The organism is Acidovorax sp. Root402, assembly GCF_001425125.1.
GTDB lineage: Bacteria > Pseudomonadota > Gammaproteobacteria > Burkholderiales > Burkholderiaceae_C > Acidovorax > Acidovorax delafieldii.
Window position 1 is genome coordinate 59553 of the sequence record NZ_LMDQ01000001.1, and the last position, 18325, is coordinate 77877.

Genomic DNA, 18325 nt, shown 5'->3' on the forward strand with positions numbered 1-18325 from the left:
GTGGCACACCGCACCATCAAGTCCTTGTTTCACACCGCTACTGCAAGGAGCTTTTTGGATGAGCCACCCACTTTCACGCCCCCGCCGCGCTTTTACCTCCATCGCGGCGCTTGCCACCAGCGGCCTGGCATTGGCTGCCCACGCCCAGGCGTTCACGCTCAGCAGCCCCGACTTTGCGGCGGATGGCACCTTGCCCCAGCGTTTCGAGTTCAAGGGCTTCGGCTGCGCAGGTGAGAACCAGTCGCCCGCGCTGCGCTGGAACGGTGTGCCTGCAGGCACGCAGAGCTTTGCCGTCACCGCGTATGACCCTGACGCTCCCACAGGCTCGGGCTGGTGGCACTGGTCGGTGGTGAACATCCCCGCCAGCGTCACCGTGCTGCAGCCCGACGCCGGTGCTGCTGGCGGCGCCAAGCTGCCTGCAGGCGCCAGCCATGTGCGCATCGACTACGGCGTCGCCGCCTGGGGCGGGGCGTGCCCGCCCGAGGGGGATGCGCCGCACCGCTACATCTTCACCGTGCACGCACTCAAGGTGCCACGCCTGGACCTGCCTGCCGACGCCACCGCTGCGCTGGCGGGCTACATGATCAACGCCAACAGCCTGGGCAAGGCCACACTCACCGCGCGCTACGGGCGCCCTGCGGCCCAAGGCAAGCAGCAGTGACCGTGTGGGGTGGGGCACTGTGATGTTTTAAGCTCAGCAGTCACCCACCCCATCACAGGCCCACCCCATGCGCAGCCCCCGCGAACGAGCCCTCTGGTCCCTTCTGGCCGCACTGCTGCTGGCCGCCGCAGCAGCGGCGTGGTGGACCGCCGACCAGTGGCTGCCCCAGGCCGGACCCTGGACCGAACAGGCCTGGAAAAAGATCACCCGCCCCGGGCCCGAGTCCCTGCCACCCGACAAGCGCCCCGCTGCTGCGCAGGCCCGCCCGGCGCCGGCGGGCGCGTCCCAGCCCGTGGCGCCGCAGCCGCGCAAATGCGTGCGGGACGGCCGCACCACCTACACCGACCAGCCCTGCCCCCAGGGCAGCCAGGAGCTACCGGTGGATGGCGCAGTCACGTCGCTGCCGCCTGCACAGTAAGCGGCTGGCGGCCAGCTGTTGATGGCGTGCAGGCCTGTGGTGGGCATGTCGTTTTTTTCCTAGCCGGCGAGGGGGCTGCACAGATTCAATCGGTGCATTGATTCACTACCCCAGGCCTCTCTCTTTCTTTGGGGGCCGCATGCACCGATGCACCACCACCAACCCCTGCGCGTTTTTCTTTTTCTGCTGGCCGCCCTGGGCCTGGCCATCCCCTGGTACTTCAACACCGTGTACTTTCTGGCCGGTGGCAGCGTGATGCCCGATGTTTTCTGGCGCGACGCCTTTGCCAACGCGCTCACCACCGGCATCACCTGCGACGTGTACCTGGCCGCCGTGGCGTTCTCGGCCTGGGTGGCGGCCGACCGCCGCCTGGGCGCGTGGCGCTGGGCCTGCATCGCGGCCTGCTTTGGTATCGGGCTCGCGTTTGTGATGCCGCTGTACCTGGCTCAACGCCTGCGCAGGGACGCTGATCCCTCCGGCGGCTGACCCGGCTGCGCCTGTGCGCCCACCTGCAGGGGCCAGTGTTCGGTGACCGGGCTGCGGCTGCCCTGCACGAGGGCCTGCAGCGGCTGGCCCGCCAGCCTGCGCACATCACGCGCCATGTGCGACTGGTCGTAGTAGCCCTGGTCCACCGCCAGGCCCACCACCAGGTCGCCGGGCGCAGCCAGGGCGTTGCCCAGCGTGCTGTTCAGCCGTGCAATCACCTGAAACTGCTTGGGCGCCATGCCCCAATGCGCCACAAAGCGCCGCTCAAACTGCCGCTGGCTCAGACCCAGACGCTGTACCGTATCCGTGGCGTTTTCAGTGGCTGCATGCAGCAAGGCCAGCGCCTGTTGCCGCCGCGCCTCGCAAGGCGACGGCGGCGCAACCCACTGCCGGATGAAGTCGCACAGCACCTGCAGGCGCGCACCATCGTCCGCCGCCGAGCGCACCGCGTGTTCCACCTCGGCCCACCCGGGGCCCACCAGGTCTGCCAGCGGCCGCAGCGTGTTCACCACTCCACGCGCACTGGCGAACAGCGCCGCCGCTGCCGAAGGCTGCAGCACCAGCCCCACGGCCTGCACCGGCCCGCTGTGTTCATACGCCGTGGCCATGGTGCTTGCGCTCATCCAGGCTGACTGCGGCACGGGCGCGCCCCGGCACACCACCTGCCCGGCCAGCCGCACCACCAGCATGCTCGACACCATGGCCGGGAAATGCGATTGCGCCAGCGCCGCCGGGGCATTGACCACCACGGCGGCAATCAGCCAAGGCTGCAAATCGGAGGGGACGGGCACCAAGCGCTGCATACCCGCATTCTGCATATCGACGTGGCGCAGATGGCGGCTTTCGGGGTGGTTGGTCAGCCAGTCAGCCGTCGTACTCGACGTTCTCCAGCCACCCGTGCGACATGCAGCTGCCGCAGTGCCCGACTATCCTTGTTGCTTTCGTATCCCCACCCACCACTCAACCGTGCCAAGCACCATGCAGCAAGAGCAAGCCCCCACCCGGTCCGTCCCCCTCGCAGGCGCTACCAACTTCCGCGACCTCGGCGGCTACACCGGCCACGGTGGCCGCCCGGTGAAATGGCGCCGCATCTTCCGCTCTGACCACCTGGCGGGCCTGACGCCCGAGGACCAGGCCCTGCTGGCAGACCTGGGCGTGGCCCGCGCTGTGGACTTTCGCGGCCAGGCCGAAAGCGCCGCGTATGCCTACGCACTGCCCGGCGTGGCCTACCACCCACTGCACATCGAACCCACCGTGGTGCAGCGCGCGCTGGAGCTGCAACGCACCGGCCGCCAGCTCACGGCGCAAGACGCCGTGGGCCTGATGCAGGACACCTACCGGGGTTTTGTGCACGACAACGCCCCACGTTTTGCCGAGCTGTTCCGCCTGCTGCTCGCCAGCGACGCGCCCACCGTGTTCCATTGCACCGCAGGCAAAGACCGCACCGGCTTTGCCGCCGCCCTCATCCTGCTGACCCTGGGCGTGCCGCGCGATGTGGTCATGCACGACTACCTGCTCACCAACACGCTCTACCAGCGCCCGCCCGGCATGGGCAGTCACGCGCCAGAGGAAGTGCTGCGCGTGCTGTGGCGTGTGCAAGAGGAGTTTCTGGACGCCGCCCTGCACATGGTGGACAACGACTATGGCGGCCTGCAGCTGTATCTGGTGGACGTGCTGGGCGTCGACGCCGCAGCGCAGAAAGAACTGGCCGGGCGCTACCTGCAGGCAGCCTGAGCCGCCGATGGTGCCCGCTGGCGGCGCCTACCAGGCTTACCCTGGGCTGTGCTGAGGCCGCGCTGTCACAGCGCGCTGTTGGCGCACGCGCCAGAACAGCCAGCCCACGATCGACAGGTTCAGCAGATTCCACGCCATGCCGTTCAGGAACGCGGCGCGGTAGCTGCCCGTCAGGTCAAAAATCCAGCCCGACATCCAGCCCCCCAGCGCCATGCCGATCAGCGTGGCCATGATCACCGCACCCACCCGCGCACCGGCCTCCTGTGGGGCGAAATACTCGCGGATGATGATGGCGTAGGCGGGCACGATGCCGCCCTGGAACAGCCCGAACATCGCCGAGATGACATACAGCGGCACCAGCCCGTCAAACGGCAAAAACAGCGCCAGCCCCACACCCTGCAACGCAGACCCCAGCAGCAGCGTGCGCACGCCGCCAATGCGGTCGCAGATCACGCCCGACACCAGGCGGCTGACGATGCCGCAGGCCAGCATCAGCGACAGCATCTCGGCCCCGCGCGCCGCGCCAAAACCCAGGTCGGTGCAATAGGCCACGATGTGCACCTGCGGCATCGCCATGGCCACGCAGCACGCGACGCCCGCCACACACAGCAATAGCTGTGCATGCAGCGGGCGCAGACCGAACGGGCGGCTGCGGTCGAGCGGCAACGGCGAGGGCGCTGCACCCGACGCGGCCGGTGCCACCGCTGCCGATGCTGCATCCATCTGCGCCACCGGCGCGCGCTGGCGCATGCGCAGTGCCAGCAGCAGCATGCCCACCCCACACACAATGCCCAGCAGCACATAGGTGTGGCGCCAGCCGATCAGCTCAATGCCGTGCTGCACGATGGGCGGCCACAGCGCGCCCGCAATGTAGTTGCCGCTGGCGCAGATCGCCACCGCAATGCCCCGCCGCTTGTTCCACCACAGCGCGGTGTCTGCCATCAGCGGCGCAAACGTGGCCGAGCTGCCAATCAGCCCCATCAGCCCGTGCGCCAGCCCAAACCCCCAGATACTGCCCGACAGCCCCGCCCACACAAACCCGCCACACACGGCCACCGCGCCCACGCACAGCACCGGCATCAGCCCATGCCGGTCGGCCATGCGACCGGTCCAGATTCCGCCCAGTCCCAGGCACACCATCATCAGCGTGTAGGGCAGCGACGCATCGGCGCGGCCCACGCCAAACTCGGCCTGCACGGCGGGCAGCACCACCGACACCACATACATGCTGCTGTTGCCCAGCACCACCAGGCCCAGCGTGGTCAGCAGGCGCCACGCGGCCTGGCGGGAGTCGATGAGGGATGCGGGGGCGGCCGCAGAGGGGGGCGAAGAGGTGTTCGGCATGCGGGGCAATTTACCCCACAGCGCTGCAGGGACTTGCAGGGCGGCGTCATGGCTCGCTGAGTGCAAGGATGCGGCGCATCGATTGGTGTGATTTTTTAGCTGTTCGCACGGGCTGACCGCACACCCTGGAGGTGCCGCGGGTGGTGGGGCAGGGTCACTGCCACAGACCCCAGGCAACACGCGTTGATCGAGCTACCTGCAGTCTGAAAGTGCCAGGGCAGATACCCCTTCTCAGATCTTGATGAACTGGGCGGCCGACAACGCACCAAACGGCAACTCCGACAAACGCCCGCCCACCGCCAGCGTGCCCAGGTCCACCGGGAAGTAGCCGATGGCGTCCAGCACCTTGCGCACTTCGGCCTTGGCTGCGGCGTCGTCGCCTGCGTAGAACATGGCGCGCTGGCCGCCGGAGACTTGGGGCTGGGCCAGAACGTTCACGTCCAGGTGGTTGAACGCCTTGACCACGCGGGCGCCGGGTACGAATTCGCTGAACACTTCGCTGGACGAGCGCCCGCCCAGGTCGATGGCCTTGATGCCGTAGGCCGCCAGCGGGTTGCTGGGGTCTTTTGCGGCGGGCGAGTTGGGATCCAGAAACTCCACGGGGTTGGTGCCGTCGATGACGATGCGGCCGTTCCACGCAGGCAGGCCACCCAGGGCCTGGCCCAGGTCTTCCCAGCGCACGGCGATGAGCACGATGTCTGCGGCGGCAGCCTCTGCCACGGTGCCCGCCTTGATGGTGGGGCCCAGTTCGGCCACCAGCGCGGCCAGTGATTCCGGCCCGCGCCGGGTGGAGAGGGTGGCCGACAGGCCTTTGCTGGCCAATGCGCGCGCCACGTTAGAGCCGAGTGCGCCTGAGCCGATGATGCCGATGTTCATGGTGATTTCCTTGGTCAATGAGTGAAGTGGGTGGAGGGAAAGGGAACAGTGAAAAGTCGAATGTGGAGGGGGATGTGAAAGGGATTAACCCAGCCGCCCGGCTTGGCGCAGTTGCCCTGCAATGCGCCGGATTTCTGTGGTGCCCTGCCGCAGTGCTGCCTGGCTGGTATGCACGGAGTAAGTCCCCATGACCAGCTCATGCGGGTGCGGCACGGAAGAGCCCAGCACGAAGCGGGTGGCTTCGGTGGCCACAAAGTCGATGCTTTGGTGGGTGGGCTCAAACGCCACCAGCTCGCCTGCCGCAATGGGTTCGCCCGCCGTCAGTGCGCCGGTGGCCACTGCCGCCCACGCCACGGTGTGGCCGGGGGGCGGGGTGTAGGTCCAGCGTTCGCCCTGGGCCAACTGCACGGCCAGATAGGTCATGCCCTCGGGCGCTGCCACGGGGCTGTGCACTGCGCCGTACTCGCCCAGCAGCACCCGCACCGGGCCCACCTGAGGCACCAGTTCGGGGGCGAGGTACTGGCTGTGGGCGGGGGCGTTTTCCAGCGCGGCGGGCAGGGCCACCCACAGCTGAAAGCCCCGGCCCGGCGTGTCGCCCACGGGGGCACCGGTGTGCCACACGCCGTTGCCAGCACGCATCCATTCGACGCCACCCGCAGGCAGCAGGCCCGCTTGGCCGGTGCTGTCTTCGTAGCGCACATCGCCTTCCGACAAGAACGTGACCGTGGCGATGCCCGAGTGGGGGTGCATGCCAAAGCCCTGCTGCGCTGCGCTGGGCTGAAAGTGCACCTGATCCAAAAAGATGAAGGGCTTGAGCACCTGGCCCAGGTCCCCGGGGCTCATGAGGCGGGTGATGGGGCCGTGCGTGGTGCCACGGGTGCGGTGGGTGATGGCGCGTGGGGCGGTGGCGGGTGCAGACATCAAGAGAACCTCGGAGGTGTTGAACTGATGCCTGTAGCTTAAAAATTCATCGATTGATTGACTAGATAGCGCAATATGATTGCACTCGTCCATTAATCGAATGAATGAGCGTGACCATGCTGGATCTGAACGACGTGGCCATCTTTGTGCAGGTGGTGCGCTGCGGCAGCTTTGCCGAGGCCTCGCGCCGCCTGGGCGTGCCGCCCAACACCCTGAGCCGCCGGGTGCAGCAGCTCGAAGCACACCTGGGCACCCGGCTGATGCAGCGCTCGACCCGCCACCTCACGCTCACCAGCGCGGGCCAGGTCTTTCTGGAGCGTTGCAGCGGCGCGGTAGAGGGGCTTATGGATGCGGGTGACGAACTGCTGGCAGTGAACCAGGAGCCCAGCGGCCTGGTGCGGGTGGCGGCCCCGGCTGATTTTTTTGATTTCTTTGCGATGGAGTGGCTGACCGAGTTCCTGGTCGCGCACCCCAAGGTGCGGGTGGACTTTGTGCTGAGCGACGGCCGCGCGGACCTGATTGCAGACCGGATCGATGTGGCGTTTCGGGGCGGCATTCTGGAGGACTCGGGCCTGTTTGCCCGCAAGGTGCTGGACGCGGGCAGCGACGGCCTGGTGGCCAGCCCGGCCTACATTGCCCGCCGGGGTGTTCCGGCCACGCTGCAAGACCTGGTGGACCACGACTGCCTGGCGTTCAGCCACCCCAGCGGCAAGGCCACCTGGCGCGTGACGGGGCCAGAGGGCGCACCGGCCGAGGTGCAGGTGGCGGGCCGCTTCAGTGGCAACACGGCACAGGCCTTGCGCAAGGCCGCGCTGGCGGGCTTGGGCATTGCGCTGCTGCCCTCCACGCTGACGCAACGCGATCTGCGCGCTGGCCTGCTGGTGCCCATGCTTCCTGGATACCACCGGCAGGGGCATGGCGTGCACATGGTCTACCCCAGCAGGCGCTACCTGCCCTTGGCGGTGTCGGCTTTCATTGAGCTGGTCATCAGCAAGATGGGTGCGATGCAGGAGCTGCCACCCCAGGGCGATGACTGATGACTGATGACTGACGCGGTATGAATCCACGGGTGCCGTTCACGCTGGGTCTGTCAGCGCACTGCACGAGGCTTCGCAAGGCTCCGTCTGCTCACACTCCTGACCGCTATGCTCCCCACCCAACGAAACACAAACAACCCACACGGTGACCGCCATGCACGACATCATCTGCCCCCACTGCAACAAGGCGTTCAAGATTGACGAGACCGGGTATGCCGACATCCTCAAGCAGGTGCGGGACGCGGATTTCGCCGCGCAGTTGCACGAGCGGCTGGAGCTGGCCGAGCAGGACAAGCGCAATGCGGTGGCGCTGGCGCAGGCCCAGGTGGCCAATGAGCTGCAGAAGTCGGCGGCGGCCAAAGATGCCGAGATTCAGGCCCTGAAGGCGCAGCTGGGCGCGGGCGCGGTGGAGCGCGACCTGGCGGTGGCGCAGGCCCTGGGCGCGGTGGAGAAGCAGCGCGACGCGCTGGCCAATGAGCTGGAGCGTGCGCGGCAGGCGCAGCAGGCAGCGGACCAGTTGGCACAAGCACGGCTGGCGCAGCAGCTGCAGGGCGTGGCCGCCCAAAAGGACGCCGAGATACAGCAGCTCAAATCACAACTGGACGCTGCCGAGGTGGCGCGCAGGCTGGCGGTGACCGAGGCAGTCACGGTGGTGGCGCGGGAGCGCGACGAGCTCCAAAACAACCTGAACCTGGTGGTAGTGAAAAAGCAGCTGGAGGAGGCCGCCATCAAGGAGCAGTACGCCCTACAACTGCGCGACCGGGACGGCGAGATTGCGCGGCTGCGGGACATGAAGGCGCGCCTGTCCACCAAGATGGTGGGCGAGACGCTGGAGCAGCACTGCGAGACGGAGTTCAACCGCATCCGCGCCACGGCGTTTCCCCGCGCCTACTTTGAAAAGGACAACGACGCGCGCAGCGGCAGCAAGGGCGACTACATCTTTCGCGACCTGGACGAGGCGGGCAACGAGATCGTCTCGATCATGTTCGAGATGAAGAACGAGAGCGACGAGACGGCCACGAAGAAGCGCAACGAAGACTTCTTGAAAGAGCTGGACAAGGACCGCAACGAAAAGGGCTGCGAGTACGCGGTGCTGGTGTCACTGCTGGAGCCCGAGAGCGAGCTGTACAACACCGGCATCGTGGACATGTTCTACCGCTATCCCAAGATGTATGTGGTGCGGCCGCAGTTCTTCATCCCCATCATCACGCTGCTGCGCAACGCTGCGATGAAGTCGCTGCAGTACAAGTCGGAGCTGGCGCTGGTGAAGGCGCAGAACCTGGACATCACCAAGTTCGAATCGCAGCTGGAAGAGTTCAAGGGCGCGTTTGGGCGCAACTGGCGGCTGGCATCGGACGGGTTTGAGGAAGCCATCAAGCGCATTGACGAGGCCATCAAGGACCTGGAGAAGACCAAGGAGGCGCTGCACAAGTCGGCCAACAACCTGCGCCTGGCCAACGACAAGGCCGAAGACCTCACGATCAAGAAGCTGACCCGCGGCAACCCGACGATGGCGGCCAAATTTGCGGAACTCAAGCAGTTGGGGATTTCGGACGAGGAGTGATACGGGGCGGGGTGAGGCGACCGGCGGACGGGGCCTTGCAAACAGGGCGGGCACAACCGGTCTGCCGCTGCTCCGTCCCCATGGGTGGCATGCACGTTGGGCGGCACTAGCCGCGCACCGACGCCCCCGTCGCATAAAACTGCCCGCCCGCCACATAGTGCAGCGTGCGCAGTTCGTCGGGCGCGGTGTCGAACTCCCAGTGCCCGTTGCGGAACACGCGGTCGTCAGCCCAGGCGGCCACCACTTCGCCGATGAACAGGTCATAGGCCTGCTGGTTGTGCGGCTCGGGGATCACGCGGCACAGCAGCCAGGCGGCGCAGCCTTGCACCAGCGGGGGCATGGTCTGCGCGGACTGGCCCGGTGCTTCAAACAACGCCACGCCATGGCGCTGCAGCTTGTCGGGCGTGGTCTTGGCGCTATCGGTACCCAGCGCTACGGTCAGCGCGGCCTGCGGCACGGTGGGCAACTGCAGTGCAAAGAAGCCGCTGGCCTCCACCAGCTCGCGCGTGCGCGTGGCCTTGTCGAGCACCACCGTGACCTTGGGCGGTGCAAAGTCCAGTGCGCAGGCCCACGATGCCGCCATGACGTTGTGCTGACCCGCATGGGCGGCCGACACCAGCACGACGGGGCCGTGGTTGAGCAGGCGATAGGCCTTGTCGAGGGGCACCGGGGTGAAGTGGGGGTGGGAGGCAGTGGGCAGCATGGGGGTGAGGGTGTGTTCAAAGGGCAATACCAGGGGATGGGGCTGTGCGTGGAGCCTGTGGGCGCTGCTGACATTTGCTATCAATCAAATAGCTATTCAGGCATATTGCACTAGCGCCATGGCGCATTTTTGCCTCAAAACGGCTTCCATGAAGCCTGTGGGGGCGCTCTGGGGCCAGCGGTACAGCCCGCCCAATGCCCCCGCCCCTGAGTGCCGCACAGGGGCTTGTGGCCCGCGCCGGTGATGGCGATAGCCACCCGCTAACATGCCAACGCCAACCGTTGGCCACAACCCGCCCCCTGAGGGGCCTACAGGAGACGATGAATGTTCAGTCATGTGATGGTCGGTGTGAACGACTTGGAGCGGTCCAAGAAGTTCTATGACGCGCTGCTGGGGGCGCTGGGCGTACCGCCCGGGGTGGCCAACAAGAACCGCTACTTCTATCGCGGCCCCACTGGTACCTTTGGCATCACCACCCCCATCAACGGCGAGCCCGCCACCTTTGCCAATGGCGGCACCATCGGTTTTGCCATGCAGTCGCCCGAGCAGGCCGATGCCTTCCACGCCGCCGGTGTAGCGAACGGTGGCATCACCTGCGAAGACCCACCCGGCTGGCGCGAAGGCCCCGGCGGCAAGCTGTACCTGGCGTACCTGCGCGACCCGGACGGCAACAAGATCTGCGCCCTGCACCGCCCGGCCAAGGCCTGATCAACGGGCAGGCCCCCCGCTGCAACCCCGGTAGCGTTGCAGCCAGCGCTGGGCGCCCTGCACACCGCGGCAGGCCGCAGCGGCCATGGCCCCGGTGACGGCCAGCATGGCCAGGGTGTGAACCCCCAGCGTGGCCAGCGCGAACAGCAAGGGGGTGGAGAGCCGGTCGCCCCCAGAGGCCACCCCACCTGCAGCGACATCGCCCCCGCACAGCGGCGCCAGCGCAGGCACCAGCGCCAGCCCGGCACCGTGCACCGTGGCCACCCCAAAGGACCAGAGCGCCATGCCCACGGGCCCGGCCGGCTTGCGCAGGCGATGCCACACCGCCGCCGGCAAATGCGCGCGAGCGAGCACCACCACCCCAGCCAGGCCGCCCGCTACCGCCAGCAGCGCGGATGGCGATAACGATAGCCTCCACACCACCGCAGCCGCCGTCAATGCCACGGCGGCCAGGTGCCCGCAGGCCATGGGCAGCAGTGCGCGCAGCGGCATGCTGCGGTCGTTGGCGTGCAGGCTGCAGGCGGTGGCCAGCCCCCAGCCCGTGAGGGGGTTGAGCCCGTGCAGCGCCCCCATGGCGGCGATGGCCAGCCAGGACCAGAGGGTGGCGTCCATGGTCGCGGTCTCAACCGTGTGTGGCTCAGCCCCGTGTGGAGCAGCACCCGCCCGGCGCCGTGTGGGCCGGTGAAGGCTGTGGCGCCTGTTCAGCTGGTGCCGCCGCAGACCCAGCCGCTGGCAGGAAAGGTGCATACCGGTCGTGGTGGCGCACCCAGTCCATGGGGTAGGCGGGGTTGGTCTCGTGGCGGCCTTGGGGCGTGAGGTCCAGCAGCTGGTAGGTGCCCATCATGGCCTCCACGCCGCGCCCGAAGGTGGAGTAGGCGTGGAACACCTCGCCTGCATCGCTGCGCACAAACACGCTGATGCCCGGCGCCTCATCGGCGGGGAACGGCTGCATGCCGTAGTTGTAGAACACCTCGCCGTTGCCGCGTGCGCGCTGCTCAGGCGTGAAGCTCACGGCAAAGTCGTGGTTGAAGTCGCTGCCGTGCGATGACGCCCAGCGAAACTGCCAGCCCATGCGCTGGCGAAAGCGCTCGATCTCGGCCAGCGGCGCGCGCGAGACGGCGAGCACCGACACGTCGCGGTGCTGCAGGTGCAGCTCCATGCCGCCCATGTGGTCGGCCATGAAAGAGCAGCTGGGGCAGCCCTGCTCCCACCCCGGGCCAAACATGAAGTGCTGCACCAGCAGCTGGCTGCGGCCATCGAACAGGTCGGCCAAGGCGCGCGGACCCTGCAGCGTGTCCAGCGTGTAGCGCTTGTCCACGCGGGTCCGGGGCAGTGCGCGGCGCTGCGCGGCGACCTCGTCATGCAGGCGGGTCAGGGCCTTTTCGCGGGCCAGCAGCGCGTGGCGCTGGGCCAGCCATTCGTCGGCAGAAACCACGGGGTGGGAAGTGGGTGCGTTCATGGGGGTGCTCCTGATGGGTGGTGGATGACGTTGCGGGACGGAGAATTGCGTGGGGAGGGAGGCGCTGGCAGGCGCACCTGTCCCCGGACTGCGACATCGCGTGATGCACGCAGGGCCTGTGGTGGCAACGGGTGGTGGTTGCGGCGGGGCGCCGCGTCGCTCAAGGGCTGAAGGTGTCAGGGGCTCAGGTGCGGGCCGCCTTGGGCCGGCGCACAGCGCGGACCTTGCCGCTGCCGCCGCCCCCGCAGTAGAAGAGGTCGGCACCGTCTGATTCGAGGCCGCTCACGCCCACGCCTGGAGGCATGTCGAGCTGCTGCAGCACGGCGCCGGTGGCGGGGTCGATGTGGCGCAGCGTGCTCTCGTCACCCTCCCAGGTACCGTGCCACATCTCGCCGTCCACCCAGGTCACGCCGGTCACAAAGCGGTCGGACTCGATGGTGCGCCGGATGGCGCCGGTGGCGGGGTCGATCTGGTGGATCTTGCGGTCGCGGTACTGGCCCACCCACAGGCTGCCCTCGGCCCAGGTGAGGCCCGAGTCGTTGCCGTTGCCGGGTGCAGGAATGGAGGCCACCACCCGGCCGGTGGCGGGGTCGATCTTGTCGATGCGCGCCTCGGTGATCTGGTACAGGTGCCTGCCGTCAAACGCAGTGCCGGCATCGCTGGCCACGGCCAGCGTGCGCAGGGTCTCGCCCGTGGCGGCATCGAAGGCCACCAGGTGCGCCCCCGTGGCCGCCCAGACATGCTGGCCGTCGTGGGTCACGCCGTGCACGCTGTCCGCGCCCGCAAAGGGGCCGTATTCGCGCACGATCTCGGCGGGTTGGGAAGGGTGGTGGCGGAGGGTGGCGGGTGTCGGGTCGCTGTGGGTGCATGCGGTCATGGTTGGCTCCTGTGGGGTAGCCCGGTGGGGGCTTGGCGTCCACTTTATGCAATCGGCAGCGCAGCAGGGAGTAACAAGATCGTCGTGAATCCGGACAGCGGCGGCGCCAGCCAGCGCTGCGCACGCGCGCGGCCGATGGAGCGCACACGGCCTTGTTCTTCCAGCTCGGCCAACGCGCGCTGCACGGTGCGCTGGCTGGCATCCGTGGCCAACGCGAGCGCCGAGGTAGACCAGGCCGCACCGTCCGACAGCAGAGCCAGCAGCGCCGCCTGCTCGCCATCGATGGGCGGCGCCAGCACCACCACGGGCCGTGCGTCCAAGGGCTGCAGCGCAAAGCCGCGCGCTGTGGCCTCGATACGCGCCAGTGGCCGCAGAAGCGCGCGCAGGCGCCCCACCTCCACCCGCAGCCGCGCACGGTGGGTGTCGTCCGGGTGGCGGGTGCGAAAGACCTGCGCAATCAACGCCTCGCGCTCGGCATCGCCGGGCCAGGCTTGCGCCAGCGCACACACCAGCGTGAACAGGATGGGCCGGCGTGCCAGCAGTTGCCACACGCCGGCGCCTGTGATGGGGGGGCCACCGCCCACCCCCACGCAGCGCCGACATGCATCCACCACCAGCGCGCCCGATGCCAGCAGGTCTGCCACATCGGAAAGGCGCAGCGGCTGGTCCACCCCCGCCCCCACGCGCCGCGCTGCGGGTTGATCCAGCACGGCGCGCGCCTGCGCCACCTCAGCCAGCAGGGCCGGTACATGGGCTTGCTCAGCGGCCCCCTGCGCAAGGTCCAGCGCCGCGCTGGCGGAGGCGATGTGCAGCGAGCGCAGCGCCAGCTCGGCCAGGGTCAGGTCGGCCATGGCCCGCAGGGCGGGGGGCAGGTCGCCCGCTGTGGGGGCGGTCGCCATAGCGTCCATGGCCGCTGCGGCTTCGTCCAGGCGGCCCATGCGCAGCAGCCGCCGCGCCGCAATCAGCCGCGCCTGTGTGGCGTTGGCGGTGTCGCCGTGGGCTTGCAGCGTGTCGGCCGCCTCCAGCAGCGGGCGGGGTGACCCGCCCAGGTCGCGCATGGCCAACGCCACCTCCGCCTCGGCCACCACGCAGCGGGCGCGCGCCTGTGCTTCGTGGGTGCCAAAGGCGCGCGCAGCCTGCCGCAGCAGGTCGCGCGCACGGGGGTGTTCGCCCAGCTGCGCCATGGCAATGCCGCGCAAGGCCAGGGCGGGTGGGTCGTCGCGCAGGGCCACGCGCTTGAGGGCGCCCAGCGGGTCCCCGGCGGCCAGTGCGCGGGCGGATGCGGAGATCAGCGAATCCATGGCCGCAGACTACACCGCCAGAGGTCCATACGCCCGTGGGCGATACTCGCCGCCTCGAACAGCCACCTCGAATCGCCATCGTGCGGCTGCCCCCGCAGGCGGTTCGCGGCAAAAGGAAGCAGCAGTGAAACCAGTGACCGGCAGCGCAGACGCGGCCATTTTTGACGAGGCGTACTACCAGCGCTTTTACTTCGACAAGAAGACCAGCGTGGTGGACCCGGCGCACACCGAGCGCCTGGGCGCGTTTGTGTGCAGCTACCTGCAGTACCTGCGCGTGCCCGTGCGGCGGGTGCTGGATGTGGGCTGCGGCATTGGCCTGTGGCGCGATGTGATCGCACGGCATTTTCCGCAGGCGCAGTTCCACGGCGTGGAGTTCAGCGAATACCTGTGCCAGCGGTTTGGGTGGGAGCGCGGCTCGGTGGTGGACTACAAGGCCCGCACGCCCTACGACCTGGTCATCTGCCAGGGCGTGCTGCCCTACCTGAGCGAGGCGGACGTGCAAAAGGCCATGCGCAACCTGGCGCGCCTGAGCCGGGGCGCCCTGTATGTGGAGGCCGTCGCGCGCGAGGACTGGGAGCAGGATGTGGTGGACGAGCAGGTGACCGACCCGCGCATGTTCCGCCACCCCGCACAGCTGTACCGCCGCACGCTGGGCGAGGGCTTTACCGAGCTGGGTGGTGGCGTGTGGCTGAGCCCGCTGGCAGAGCTGCCGCTGTTTGCGCTGGAACGTGCGGGCGGCCGGTGACACAGCCCGCAGCCCCCTCGGCGACCAACGTGGCCACCACCGACACGCCGTCCGTCACACCACCTGCCCCACCACATGCGGTGGCACGCCTGCGCGCCGAGCGCCTGGCCCGCAGTGCCAAGCCCTTTCTGGCCCGGGGCGGCCCCAAGGGCGAGCGCTGCGCAGGCTGCCGCCTGGTGCCCAGCCACTGCATCTGCGCGCTGCGGCCCGTGCTGCCCACGCGTGCAGGCATGTGCCTGCTGATGGCGGACATCGAGCCCCTCAAGCCCAGCAACACCGGCTGGCTGATCGCCGATGTGGTGGCCGACACCTATGCGTTTGGCTGGGCGCGCACCGAGGTAAACCCCGACCTGCTGGCGCTGCTGGCCGACCCGCAGTGGCAGCCGTATGTGGTGTTCCCCGGCGAGTTCGTGGCGCCCGAACGCGTGGTCACGCAGGTGGCCCAGGCCGAGGGCAAACGCCCGCTGTTCGTGCTGCTCGACGCCACTTGGCCCGAGGCGCGCAAGATGTTCCGCAAGAGCCCCTACCTCAACCACCTGCCCGTGCTGAGCCTGCAGCCCGAGCAGCTCTCGCGCTACCACCTGCGCCGATCCACCCGCATGGACCACTTCTGCACCTCCGAGGTCGGCGCGCTGTGCCTGGAACTGGCGGGCGAGCTGCAGGCCGCACAGGCGCTGGAGGCATACCTGGACGTGTTCACCCACCACTACCTGCAGGCCAAGCACCAGTTGCCGGTGGCTGCGGACGATGCCACGCACCTGCGGCTGCGCGCGGTGTGCAGCACGGGCTGAGCAAAACGCACTTTGGCACACGGTCCGCCGGGGGATTGCGCGACACGGGCAAAATGCACCGATGAAAGCTCCCCCCCGCCTGCAGTCCCTCATCGAGGAAGGCCTGATCGACACCGTGGTCCGGCAGCTCATGAGCGGCAAGGAGGCCATGGTCTACGTGGTGCGCTGCGGTGACGAAACCCGCTGCGCCAAGATCTACAAAGAAGCGAACAACCGCAGCTTTCGCCAAGCCGTCGATTACACCGAGAACCGCAAGGTCAAGAACTCGCGCTCGGCCCGTGCCATGGCCAAGGGCAGCAAATTTGGCCGGCAAGAGCAAGAGGCCGCCTGGCAAAGCGCCGAGGTCGATGCGCTCTACCGCCTGGCCGCCGCCGGCGTGCGTGTGCCGCAGCCCTACAACTTTCATGACGGCGTGTTGCTGATGGAGCTGGTGACCGACGCCCACGGCGATGCGGCCCCGCGCCTGAACGATGTGAGCTTCACCCCCGAAGACGCGCGCACCCACCACGCCACGCTGGTGGCCGAGGTGGTGCGCATGCTGTGTGCGGGCGTGGTGCATGGGGACTTGTCGGAGTTCAACATCCTGCTGGCCCACCTGCCGGGCACAGAAGGTGAAGAGGTGGGCCACGACGGCCCCGTCATCATCGACCTGCCCCAGGCCGTGGACGCTGCGGGCAATAACCACGCCCAGCGCATGCTGCTGCGCGACGTGGCCAACCTGCGCGACTTCTTCGGCCAGTTTGCCCCCGAGCTGCGCACCACCCAATACGGCCCCGAAATCTGGAGCCTGTACCAGAGCGGGCTGCTGAGCAACGAGACGCCGCTCACCGGCATCTATGCGCCGACGCATCCCGATGTGGACATGCAGGCCGTGCTGCGCGAGATTGACGACGCGCGCGACGAAGATGCAGCGCGCAGGCTGCGCATGGCGGCGGGCTGACGCCGTCTCCAACCGCGCAGGGCTGTGGCACCATCGCGGCCTTTTTCAGTGTCGCTTGCCCGCCATGCCGTTCATCCCCATCCGCAACTTCTGCCCCGGCGACGAACCTGCATTGCGCGCCGTTTTCCATGCCTCGGTGCATGGCCTAGCTTGCAAAGACTACACCGCCGAACAACTCGCGGCCTGGGCGCCGCAGCACCATGACGCCCCACAGTGGGCAGAGCGCATGCGGGCCAACCAGCCCTTCATCGCGCAGGCGCAGAGCAGTGGTGCTATCGCCGGGTTTGCCGACCTGCAGGCCAACGGCTATATCGACATGTTCTTTGTGGCCCCGGCGTTCGCACGACAGGGCGTGGCACGGGCGCTGATGGCACACATCCACGCACAAGCGGCGCAGCGCGGCATTGCCCAGTTGCACGCATACGTCAGCCTGACCGCCGAGCCCTTTTTTGCCGCCCAGGGCTTCGTGGTGGAAGCGCGCCAGCAGGTGGAGCGTGCGGGCGTGGTGCTGCACAACGCGCGCATGGCCAAGGCCTTGGCGGCCCGCCTGAGGGATCAGTCCTGATTTGATAGCTGGTTGCGCTTATCAATCAAGCGCCAGAGGTCAATTTGGCTTGAAATGAAACCACAGCGCTGTGCCCCTGCACCTGCAGGTGCCTTACAGTAGCCGCCCCGCACACACAAACCCACCCACATACCAGCCACGACGGCTGCCACCCCATGACCAAAGACCTGGCCCGACAGAACGAACTCAAACCCATGGCCCTGTGCGAGCCCTGCCAGGGCATTCAGCGCAACTGGCGCAAGGCGCCGGGCCATGCCGAGCTGGTGCAGCGCGGCAACCGCAAGGAAGACCGTGAGGACGGCACCGTCACCATCACCCGCTACGTGTGCGACCGCTGCGGCACCGCGTGGGAGTACGAGAACGACAAGAACAACCAGCGGGCGGGCTGGTCGGTCGTGGGGCGCTGAGCGCGGCGCTGGTCGCACCGGTGGCGGCCGAGCCCCGCCACCGCCATCCCGCAGCCCGCGCGCAAATGCACCTATTTTGATAGCGCCCAAGGCATATAGCACTAGCGCTATCGCCCCAAAATCCACAAACTTCTGGTAACAACGCCTGCAGCAAGCCTTGGGCACCTTTTTGCTACCGCGGTGTCACAACGGTTTTGACGGAAAGCCCCCATGCTGCATCGCCGACGATTCCTGACCCACGCCACCCGGGGCCTCGCTCTGGGCGGCGCGGTGCTGCTGGTGGCGCGGGGCGCGCTGGCACAGCCCAGCTACACCGTGCCCCTGGCCCAACTGCAGGCCATGGTGGACCCCAAGTTTCCGCGCAACGTGCCGGTACAAGGCCTGTTCAACCTGAGCGTGCAGGCGCCCCACCTACGCCTGCTGCCCGAAGTGAACCGGCTGGGCGCAGCCATGGCGCTGGATGTGGCCGGCCCGGCGCTGCGGCGCAGCCACCAGGGCAGCCTGGAGGTGGAGTTTGCGCTGCGCTATGAGGCCACCGACCGCACGCTGCGCGCCCACCAGATCCAGCTGGGACGCATGGAGTTTCCCAGCCTGCGCCCGGCGGTGACCGAGCTGCTCAATGCCTACGGCCCGCTGCTGGCCGAACAGTCGCTGCGCGAAGTTACTTTGCACCAACTGCGCCCGCAAGACACGGCGGTGTTTGACGGTCTGGGCCTGCAGCCAGGGCCCATCACCGTGACGGCCAAGGGGCTGACCGTGGCGTTTGTGAGCAAGACGCCCTGACGGGC

Annotated in this window: 22 protein-coding genes; 13 read left to right on the plus strand and 9 right to left on the minus strand. The window is 68.1% G+C overall.

Going from position 1 to position 18325, the window contains the following annotated elements; all coding sequences use genetic code 11:
- Positions 1–58 precede the first annotated feature (58 nt).
- The 3 genes from ASC83_RS00295 (at position 59) to ASC83_RS00305 (ending at position 1565) form a co-directional block, all read left to right on the plus strand.
- Positions 59–661 (plus strand): YbhB/YbcL family Raf kinase inhibitor-like protein, encoded by a 603-nt coding sequence (locus tag ASC83_RS00295; RefSeq protein ID WP_082522265.1) that lies wholly within the window; start codon positions 59–61, stop codon positions 659–661.
- A gap of 67 nt (positions 662–728) precedes the next feature.
- On the plus strand, positions 729–1079 hold the full coding sequence (locus ASC83_RS00300) for a DUF4124 domain-containing protein (RefSeq protein ID WP_056056643.1): 351 nt from the start codon (positions 729–731) through the stop codon (positions 1077–1079).
- Positions 1080–1226: 147 nt separating this feature from the next.
- Positions 1227–1565, plus strand: a complete 339-nt coding sequence (locus tag ASC83_RS00305; protein WP_056056644.1) for a DUF2834 domain-containing protein — start codon at positions 1227–1229, stop codon at positions 1563–1565.
- Here the strand turns inward: ASC83_RS00305 and ASC83_RS00310 are convergent.
- Entirely contained in the window at positions 1526–2368 is an 843-nt protein-coding gene (locus ASC83_RS00310; protein WP_056056645.1) for a helix-turn-helix domain-containing protein, read from the minus strand. The two genes, ASC83_RS00305 and ASC83_RS00310, sit on opposite strands and share 40 nt — an antisense overlap.
- A gap of 175 nt (positions 2369–2543) precedes the next feature.
- Between ASC83_RS00310 and ASC83_RS00315 the strand changes: the two genes are divergently transcribed.
- Complete coding sequence (locus ASC83_RS00315; protein ID WP_056056647.1) at positions 2544–3299, plus strand: tyrosine-protein phosphatase; 756 nt, start codon at positions 2544–2546, stop codon at positions 3297–3299.
- Positions 3300–3335: 36 nt separating this feature from the next.
- On the opposite strand, the gene ASC83_RS00320 is transcribed toward ASC83_RS00315, so the two are convergent.
- The 3 genes from ASC83_RS00320 to ASC83_RS00330 all read right to left on the minus strand — a co-directional run bounded on the left by ASC83_RS00320 (position 3336) and on the right by ASC83_RS00330 (position 6440).
- Complete coding sequence (locus ASC83_RS00320; protein WP_056056649.1) at positions 3336–4643, minus strand: MFS transporter; 1308 nt, start codon at positions 4641–4643, stop codon at positions 3336–3338.
- Between the two features lie 231 nt (positions 4644–4874).
- Positions 4875–5519: an NADPH-dependent F420 reductase gene (locus tag ASC83_RS00325; RefSeq protein WP_056056651.1), complete on the minus strand. Its 645-nt coding sequence runs from the start codon at positions 5517–5519 to the stop codon at positions 4875–4877.
- An 84-nt stretch (positions 5520–5603) separates the two neighbouring features.
- Positions 5604–6440, minus strand: coding sequence for a pirin family protein (locus ASC83_RS00330; protein ID WP_056056653.1), 837 nt, complete (start codon positions 6438–6440; stop codon positions 5604–5606).
- A 116-nt stretch (positions 6441–6556) separates the two neighbouring features.
- Here ASC83_RS00330 and ASC83_RS00335 point away from each other — a divergent pair, with 116 nt between their 5' ends.
- Entirely contained in the window at positions 6557–7477 is a 921-nt protein-coding gene (locus ASC83_RS00335; protein WP_056057594.1) for a LysR family transcriptional regulator, read from the plus strand.
- A gap of 154 nt (positions 7478–7631) precedes the next feature.
- Complete coding sequence (locus ASC83_RS00340; RefSeq protein WP_056057597.1) at positions 7632–9041, plus strand: DUF2130 domain-containing protein; 1410 nt, start codon at positions 7632–7634, stop codon at positions 9039–9041.
- A gap of 106 nt (positions 9042–9147) precedes the next feature.
- Here the strand turns inward: ASC83_RS00340 and ASC83_RS00345 are convergent, their stop codons facing one another.
- Positions 9148–9744: a flavin reductase family protein gene (locus tag ASC83_RS00345; RefSeq protein ID WP_056056654.1), complete on the minus strand. Its 597-nt coding sequence runs from the start codon at positions 9742–9744 to the stop codon at positions 9148–9150.
- A gap of 324 nt (positions 9745–10068) precedes the next feature.
- On the opposite strand from ASC83_RS00345, the gene ASC83_RS00350 reads away from it, so the two are divergent.
- Positions 10069–10452 (plus strand): VOC family protein, encoded by a 384-nt coding sequence (locus tag ASC83_RS00350; protein ID WP_056056657.1) that lies wholly within the window; start codon positions 10069–10071, stop codon positions 10450–10452.
- On the opposite strand, the gene ASC83_RS00355 is transcribed toward ASC83_RS00350, so the two are convergent.
- The 4 genes from ASC83_RS00355 to ASC83_RS00370 all read right to left on the minus strand — a co-directional run bounded on the left by ASC83_RS00355 (position 10453) and on the right by ASC83_RS00370 (position 14089).
- Positions 10453–11064: a hypothetical protein gene (locus tag ASC83_RS00355; RefSeq protein WP_056056659.1), complete on the minus strand. Its 612-nt coding sequence runs from the start codon at positions 11062–11064 to the stop codon at positions 10453–10455.
- 25 nt (positions 11065–11089) lie between these two features.
- Positions 11090–11911, minus strand: coding sequence for a DUF899 domain-containing protein (locus ASC83_RS00360; protein ID WP_082522266.1), 822 nt, complete (start codon positions 11909–11911; stop codon positions 11090–11092).
- 184 nt (positions 11912–12095) lie between these two features.
- Positions 12096–12788, minus strand: a complete 693-nt coding sequence (locus ASC83_RS00365; protein ID WP_082522267.1) for a PQQ-binding-like beta-propeller repeat protein — start codon at positions 12786–12788, stop codon at positions 12096–12098.
- A gap of 44 nt (positions 12789–12832) precedes the next feature.
- Positions 12833–14089, minus strand: coding sequence for a hypothetical protein (locus ASC83_RS00370; RefSeq protein ID WP_056056661.1), 1257 nt, complete (start codon positions 14087–14089; stop codon positions 12833–12835).
- 124 nt (positions 14090–14213) lie between these two features.
- Here ASC83_RS00370 and ASC83_RS00375 point away from each other — a divergent pair, with 124 nt between their 5' ends.
- The 6 genes from ASC83_RS00375 to ASC83_RS00400 all read left to right on the plus strand — a co-directional run bounded on the left by ASC83_RS00375 (position 14214) and on the right by ASC83_RS00400 (position 18320).
- Positions 14214–14834 (plus strand): trans-aconitate 2-methyltransferase, encoded by a 621-nt coding sequence (locus ASC83_RS00375; protein ID WP_192419261.1) that lies wholly within the window; start codon positions 14214–14216, stop codon positions 14832–14834.
- A gap of 29 nt (positions 14835–14863) precedes the next feature.
- Positions 14864–15625: a tRNA-uridine aminocarboxypropyltransferase gene (locus tag ASC83_RS00380; RefSeq protein WP_056057603.1), complete on the plus strand. Its 762-nt coding sequence runs from the start codon at positions 14864–14866 to the stop codon at positions 15623–15625.
- A gap of 61 nt (positions 15626–15686) precedes the next feature.
- The gene (locus tag ASC83_RS00385) at positions 15687–16565 is read left to right on the plus strand and encodes a PA4780 family RIO1-like protein kinase (protein ID WP_056056664.1); all 879 of its coding nucleotides are present in this window, start codon (positions 15687–15689) and stop codon (positions 16563–16565) included.
- A 64-nt stretch (positions 16566–16629) separates the two neighbouring features.
- Entirely contained in the window at positions 16630–17130 is a 501-nt protein-coding gene (locus ASC83_RS00390; RefSeq protein WP_082522268.1) for a GNAT family N-acetyltransferase, read from the plus strand.
- A gap of 155 nt (positions 17131–17285) precedes the next feature.
- Positions 17286–17537: a hypothetical protein gene (locus ASC83_RS00395; RefSeq protein WP_056056666.1), complete on the plus strand. Its 252-nt coding sequence runs from the start codon at positions 17286–17288 to the stop codon at positions 17535–17537.
- A 210-nt stretch (positions 17538–17747) separates the two neighbouring features.
- A complete protein-coding gene (locus ASC83_RS00400; RefSeq protein ID WP_056056668.1) occupies positions 17748–18320 on the plus strand; it encodes a hypothetical protein in 573 nt (190 codons plus the stop codon).
- Positions 18321–18325: the final 5 nt, after the last annotated feature.

Coding starts and splice junctions, on each gene's coding strand:
- ASC83_RS00295 (WP_082522265.1), top strand. CDS start 59: ATGAGCCACCCACTTTCACGCCCCCGCCGCGCTTTTACCTCCATCGCG.
- ASC83_RS00300 (WP_056056643.1), top strand. CDS start 729: ATGCGCAGCCCCCGCGAACGAGCCCTCTGGTCCCTTCTGGCCGCACTG.
- ASC83_RS00305 (WP_056056644.1), top strand. CDS start 1,227: ATGCACCACCACCAACCCCTGCGCGTTTTTCTTTTTCTGCTGGCCGCC.
- ASC83_RS00310 (WP_056056645.1), bottom strand. CDS start 2,368: ATGCAGCGCTTGGTGCCCGTCCCCTCCGATTTGCAGCCTTGGCTGATT.
- ASC83_RS00315 (WP_056056647.1), top strand. CDS start 2,544: ATGCAGCAAGAGCAAGCCCCCACCCGGTCCGTCCCCCTCGCAGGCGCT.
- ASC83_RS00320 (WP_056056649.1), bottom strand. CDS start 4,643: ATGCCGAACACCTCTTCGCCCCCCTCTGCGGCCGCCCCCGCATCCCTC.
- ASC83_RS00325 (WP_056056651.1), bottom strand. CDS start 5,519: ATGAACATCGGCATCATCGGCTCAGGCGCACTCGGCTCTAACGTGGCG.
- ASC83_RS00330 (WP_056056653.1), bottom strand. CDS start 6,440: ATGTCTGCACCCGCCACCGCCCCACGCGCCATCACCCACCGCACCCGT.
- ASC83_RS00335 (WP_056057594.1), top strand. CDS start 6,557: ATGCTGGATCTGAACGACGTGGCCATCTTTGTGCAGGTGGTGCGCTGC.
- ASC83_RS00340 (WP_056057597.1), top strand. CDS start 7,632: ATGCACGACATCATCTGCCCCCACTGCAACAAGGCGTTCAAGATTGAC.
- ASC83_RS00345 (WP_056056654.1), bottom strand. CDS start 9,744: ATGCTGCCCACTGCCTCCCACCCCCACTTCACCCCGGTGCCCCTCGAC.
- ASC83_RS00350 (WP_056056657.1), top strand. CDS start 10,069: ATGTTCAGTCATGTGATGGTCGGTGTGAACGACTTGGAGCGGTCCAAG.
- ASC83_RS00355 (WP_056056659.1), bottom strand. CDS start 11,064: ATGGACGCCACCCTCTGGTCCTGGCTGGCCATCGCCGCCATGGGGGCG.
- ASC83_RS00360 (WP_082522266.1), bottom strand. CDS start 11,911: ATGAACGCACCCACTTCCCACCCCGTGGTTTCTGCCGACGAATGGCTG.
- ASC83_RS00365 (WP_082522267.1), bottom strand. CDS start 12,788: ATGACCGCATGCACCCACAGCGACCCGACACCCGCCACCCTCCGCCAC.
- ASC83_RS00370 (WP_056056661.1), bottom strand. CDS start 14,089: ATGGATTCGCTGATCTCCGCATCCGCCCGCGCACTGGCCGCCGGGGAC.
- ASC83_RS00385 (WP_056056664.1), top strand. CDS start 15,687: ATGAAAGCTCCCCCCCGCCTGCAGTCCCTCATCGAGGAAGGCCTGATC.
- ASC83_RS00390 (WP_082522268.1), top strand. CDS start 16,630: ATGCCGTTCATCCCCATCCGCAACTTCTGCCCCGGCGACGAACCTGCA.
- ASC83_RS00395 (WP_056056666.1), top strand. CDS start 17,286: ATGACCAAAGACCTGGCCCGACAGAACGAACTCAAACCCATGGCCCTG.
- ASC83_RS00400 (WP_056056668.1), top strand. CDS start 17,748: ATGCTGCATCGCCGACGATTCCTGACCCACGCCACCCGGGGCCTCGCT.